Source organism: Candidatus Acetothermia bacterium (genome assembly GCA_024653305.1).
Lineage (GTDB): Bacteria > Bipolaricaulota > Bipolaricaulia > Bipolaricaulales > Bipolaricaulaceae > JACIWI01.
In genome coordinates this window covers 1-5,932 of the sequence record JANLFW010000032.1, presented here as the reverse complement: position 1 = coordinate 5,932, position 5,932 = coordinate 1, and the positions used below count along the sequence as shown (strand labels likewise).

Here is a 5,932-nt window from a genome sequence, read left to right as displayed (position 1 = left end):
GTCCGCACCGGGCGGATCCTCGCCGCCGATGCCCTTCATACCGGTGGAATTGACTTCTCCGCCGAGCTCGCCGGAAAGAAGTCCCTCGAACGAGCCGGGGACAAGATCGCCTGCGCGCTGGCCCGGTCCATCGCCCAGAAGTACCCGTTCTCTACCCGGTGCTTCACAAGCTGCACTCCTCCAGCCCCCACGTTCGGTGCCCTCCCCTTCGAGAACAGGAGTCCTGTCCGCGTGCACGGGGTGGATCTTGGGCAGCTCTTCGCCACGACCGCAGAGACCTCGCTCTCCGAGCGGGGGTGCAAGACGGCGCGGGCGTTGACCGCGGACTACACGGTGACCGGGGTGATCACCGATTGGAGGGAGATCAGAACCCCGGCGATCAACATCCCTATCTTGGATCTCTTCTTCCGGGCAATCGCGTCTTGGGTGACGGTGGACGTACAGGTGCTCGACCTCGCCACCGCCGAGTTCACTGCTTACGCGATCACCGTCAACGTGACCGGCGTCGAGATCTTCGGTTTCCGGTTCGGGGTGAGCCCCCAGGACATCGCCCGGGCGGTGGCCCGCGAGATCGCGGGCCGCTTGGGAGGACAGTGTAGAGGGAGCTAGACGGATACAGACGAGAAGGGGGGAGGTGAAGATGATGCTAAGGAAACCTGAGAGGCGGGTCAGAATCAAAGCGGTCGGGTGCAGTGTGCTCTTTCTCGCCGTTGCGGCCATGCTCGGCGGCTGCGTGTGGATACAGGAATGGCTTAACCCAAACAAGCCCCCTGTTGCAATTATTCAGGCAAATCCAACTTCTGGCAAAGCCCCACTAGAAGTGATTTTCGACGCTTCAGAGTCCTATAACCCCGATGGCGATGGAATTGTCAGCTATCAATGGGACTTTGGGGGGGGGTATACCGCTGAAGGTACAACGGTCGTACATGGGTTCGGTTCCCGGGGTGAATACACTGTTCGCCTCACCACAATTGATGACAAAGGGGCCGAAGGCACCGCAGAAATTACCATCATCGTCTACGAACCATCCGAAACGGTGGTCGAACACGAATTTGATGCACAGGCTGGGACTGAATTCGACACCCGAACCGGCTTGAAAATCTCTGTTCCGCCTCTAGAAGTTAATGAAGGCCCTATGTTGTTGTCGGTACGGTATGATCCAACTCCTTCACAGCCTCCAGATGAATATACAACTATCAGGGCAGGATATGCCATCTCCTTGACTTCAAAAGAAAGCAGTTCGCATGGGCAGAGGCTTTCGTCGACTTATCGAACTCAAGGGATTTCGAACGTAACGATGATGTTTGAAATCCCAGCAGGAACAGATCCTTACACCGTGCTAATTATTGAATGGACCGACCAGGGCTGGGTTGTACCTTTGTCGGAAGGGAATTTGGGCGGAACAATTCGCCCCGATAGACAGCGTATCTCAATCTCGGTACCGATTGCTTCCTCCTCCGCTTACTCAATTGGTTCCAAGACTTCGGTGGGAGAGATATGGCATCGCTTCGCTTTGGCTATTAGCGACAGCCTTTATTGCGGGCCCATCTATCCCGAAGTCACCCACGAAGCTGAAGTTGAAAGGGAGAAAGCTGTGGTAACACTGAAGGCGCGTTCTCCGAGCAATTGGTTTGGCGGTGTGTGGTTTAAAGTTTGGACTTCTAAAGAAAGTAACCTGATCACAAAAACTTGGACACCTCCTGATGAGCCTGATCTAAACGATCTTCTCCCTCCATGGATTTATGACCCAATACGTGATTGGTATCTGCCGCCCACAGCTTCTCATGATCGAGCACAATTGACAATGGAGTTTCTTAACATCCCGAGATCTAGCGCGACCGTAGTGTTCGATGCATATAAGGCACTAAATGTTCAGGTGCTCCAGTGGATATTCCATCTAGTACCAGGTGGGAGATTGGCAAAGACGCTATGGGAGCATATGGTCCCCATACTGGATTTCAGCTTTAACGTCAACCCCCTTGAAGCTGCTAAAGAAATAGCCACTGCAATTGTAAAAGAAGCCATTAAGCTGGGCATCTCTATTGTTGTGACGCCTGCGAAGTTAATCCCCCTTGTAGCTGACATTGCTACCTGTCTTTCTACATATAGCGTTTTCCTACTCGGATACGAATATGACGTCGTTGTCTCCACTCGCGATACAACACCGCCTACCGCTCCCGCCGACTTTAAGGCAACCCCAATCTCCTCAAGTCAGGTTGATCTCGCCTGGGCACCCTCAACCGACAATGTAGGCGTGAAAGGATACAAGATCTACCGAGATGGATCAGAGCGTGCGAACGTAACCCAGACGTACTATAGCGATACTGGCCTCACCCCTTCTACCCGCTACTGCTACGCTGTCTCCGCCTATGACGCTGCGGATAATGAGTCTCAACGAAGCGCGGAGGTTTGTGTTACGACCCCTGCCGGGCAGCCGCCGGTGCAGAAACCGAACCCGCCCAAACTGCTGGAGCCGGGCTCGAGCAGCGCCCCCGGCCCCACGATCAACACTCTGACCCCAGTCTTCCGGTGGGAAGGGGTGGCGAACGCCGAGCGGTACGCCCTGGCGGTCAGCGTCGAGCCCTATGGCCCAGCGAACGTCATCTACCGGAACGAGAACCTGACCGGGACCTCGTTCACGTTGCCAAGCGGGTGGCTAGAGCACGGGAAGAAGTATCGATGGAACATGCAGGCCGCCACAGGCACTGAGTGGAGTGAAGTGTCCACTACTACCCTGTACTTCCAAACTTCACTCCCGCCGACCTCCGCAGTCACCCTGACCGTTGCATCTTTGAACCCCAATAGCGGGGTGTCCATCACCGTAAGCCCGAACGATACTAGCGGCCAGGGTAATGGCACAACACCGTTTAGTCGAACCTATATCAACAACACCGTGGTAACTCTTACCGCACCTGCAACAGCCGGGGGCAACAACTTCCAGAAGTGGCAGCGGAACGGGGTTGATTGGGTAACAACTCAACCTCCTACCACCACCACAGTGACGATGGACGCTGACTACACGATGATGGCGGTGTATGTGTCGGCCACACCTCCTGCAACCGGCACCATCCAGGTCAGTGCCACGCTCGATGGAAGAACCTGGGAAGGTGTGATAAGCTATTTCCGGCTCATTGGCCCCCAGAATTGGGATCTGGGGGGAGCCTTAATGGCTCCAGCGGTGTTCAGGGACCTTCCGCCGGGAATTTGGACTTTCGAGTTTCATTCCGGGGGCCCTAGTGGGGCTACCTTCACCAACGTTTCCCCATCCTCCACCCAGAACCTCGCCGCTGGGGGGACGATCATCTTCACCCTGAACTTCGCAACCTCAACTCCCCCGGTTGATACGACTCCACCCGCCGTTGTCAGTACCAACCCGGTAGGTGGCGACCTCGGCGCACCCGTCACCGACGTAATAACCGCCACCTTCAGCGAGGAGATCCAGCGCGGTACGGGTGGTGTTACCGTTGTAGACAAGGGCGGGAACACCGTTTCCATCAGGGAAGTTTCCGTAAGTGGACGGACCCTAACCATCCGCCTTTCGTCCCTGCTGGCCTACGACTCAGGCTACACGGTGAGGATCGAGGCGGGCGCGGTGAAGGACTTGGCCGGGAACCCAAGTGCCGCGTACTCCTGGTCTTTCCTTACGCAAGGGAGTGTCACCGGCGAGATAACAAGCACTAGCGTGAATCCTCCCAGCCCAGCCCAAGTTGGCCAACAAGTGGGCTTCAGCTGTACGGTGAGGAACACGAGTGGGGCTCGCCACACGTTTATGGTCGGCCTGAGCGTGTGGAAGGTGGGGTCATCGATCGACGCAGCCATCATTGACACATCCAAGCAGATCACTCTGGATCCTGGCCAGCAACAGGTTGTACAGCTCGCTACGTACACGTTCGCTTCCGATCAAACTGGGGATTGGAACTACCAGTTCGGGCTGTGGAGGGACTCTGTGGGCGGGAGTCTCCTCGAGCGCAAACCTTCCCCGGCCGAGGTGCTTACGGTCTATACGCGACTCCCGGACTTGATTGTTGAAGATATCTGGACTGTACCGAGCCCTCCGGTTGCTTCAGACTACACCACCCTTGGTGTAAGAATTCGGAACCAAGGTCAGGCCGATGTCACATCCCCCTTCCTCCTCGCCCTCCATTTTGACGCCACGTACTACGGACATGCGAGTATCAACGGGGTGGTGGCGGGCGGCGTTCATACGTCCGAATGGCAGGCTGTGAAGTGGCCCTCTGACACCAATCCGCACACAATCAAGGCTGTGGTCGATCCAGATAACAAGGTCTTGGAAAAAAGCGGAGATAACAACGAGCTCTCGAAACAATTCCAAGCCGTAAGCCCACCGCAGCAGACCGGGACACTGTTTGTCGAGGCGGCGGACTTACGGCTTGGATCTGTCCTTAAAGAAGCAGCCGTATATGTTGACGGTCAATATAGAGGAGTGACTCCACCATCGGGTTACTTGCGGATCGACAACCTAATGGCAGGAGATCACGCTCTGAGGGTGACCAAGACCGGGTATAGGGATTGGACCGGGACCGTAACTATCCCACCTGGGAAGGCAACGTACAAGGCGGTCTTCCTGGAGGAAGACGTCATCCGCCTTCCCTCTGTAGAAACAAGGGTGGCTACAGACCCGACAGAGACATCCGCCATCCTCCACGGGGCGATCATCAATGACGGTGGAGCCAGCATCGTTGAAAGGAGGTTTGACTGGGGCACCACTTCCGCGTGCTCAGATGGTTCGACGAACCAGGTCACCGTATCCGGGAACAGCTTCAGCTTCCGGCTCACCGGTTTGCAGCCTGGCAAGACTTACTACTTCCGAGCGCGGGCCAGGAACAGCGCGGGCTGGGGAGAAGGTGCGATCCTCTCATTCCGCACGCTTGATTCGGTTGTCCAAGCTGGCCAAATTGTGAGCGAGGGTGTGAGCCCAAGTCCTGCCTTTGCCTGGAGATCGGTAGCATTTTCCTGCAGAGTGAAGAACACGGGCACCGTGCGTCATACCTTCCCTGTAAGCTTGAATGTGTGGAGACCCGGGACATCACCTTCGGCTAGCCCAGTTACCTTCTCAGCGAAACATGTCACCCTTGATCCAAACCAGGAGGAAACCGTTGAATGGACAACGGGTTTCAAAGAAGAGCAGACAGGTGAGTGGTCGTATCAGTTCAATCTCTGGAAGGATGCGGTAGGGGGCACGCTTCTGGTTCAGCGGCCCAGCCCACCGGGGCTTCTTACTGTGGTCAAGTTCAAAGTGGGCGACCCAGTGTATGTTTACGGCACCGGCGTAAAAGGACTACGAGTGCGTGACGCTCCGTGTGGGAACCGAATTGATAACAAACCCGATGGTGCCACTGGCGTAGTCTTGGAAGGTCCGGTGAGCTGCGTTTTGGCGGAAGACGGGCAGAGATACACGTGGTGGAAGATCCGTTGGGACGATGGGCGCATAGGCTGGTCGGTGCAAGATCACCTCGGGCTTGCTCTGGGTTGAACATGTTGTGCACCAGGGCCCCTAGCACGGCTTGGGTACGTAGACCCGAGCGTTGGTTGCAGGCGTTCGACAGTGGGTGCTCACACGGATCGCTGTGAGGTGGAATGGATGAAGGAAAGCGCGGGGCAGGCTACAGGCGCATGTACAACGGCCCGTGCGGGGCCTGAGTGCGGGTAAAGCTTGACTCCTAGCGGATGGAGACGATCCTGGGCGGTGGGGCGTGCAACCCTGGAATCGTACCGGCTGAAAGTAGAGAATCGGGAGGTGGAAGGAGAAAGGAGGAGAGGGTGAAGACCAGCCGGTTCACCGAGGAGCAGATTGTGGCGATCCTGGCCGAGGCCGATCGAGAGGAGAAGACGATCGGTGACGTGTGCCGGGCGCATGGGGTGTCGGAGCCGACGTTCTACAACTGGCGGAAGCGGTTTCGGGGAATGGGGG

The 5,932-nt window shown here is 56.7% G+C and carries 3 protein-coding genes; all 3 read left to right on the top strand.

Translation table 11 applies throughout. From position 1 onward, the window contains the following. On the top strand, positions 1-609 hold a 609-nt coding region (locus NUV94_07865), incomplete at its 5' end, for a hypothetical protein (protein ID MCR4392653.1). 31 nt (positions 610-640) lie between these two features. Beyond that, entirely contained in the window at positions 641-5,494 is a 4,854-nt protein-coding gene (locus NUV94_07860; GenBank protein ID MCR4392652.1) for an Ig-like domain-containing protein, read from the top strand. Positions 5,495-5,781: 287 nt separating this feature from the next. Continuing rightward, a partial coding sequence (locus NUV94_07855) for a transposase (GenBank protein ID MCR4392651.1) occupies positions 5,782-5,932 on the top strand: 151 nt, incomplete at its 3' end.

What these genes read in the sequence shown, in the direction of transcription:
- NUV94_07860 (MCR4392652.1), top strand. Translation starts at nt 641, where the DNA reads ATGATGCTAAGGAAACCTGAGAGGCGGGTCAGAATCAAAGCGGTCGGG.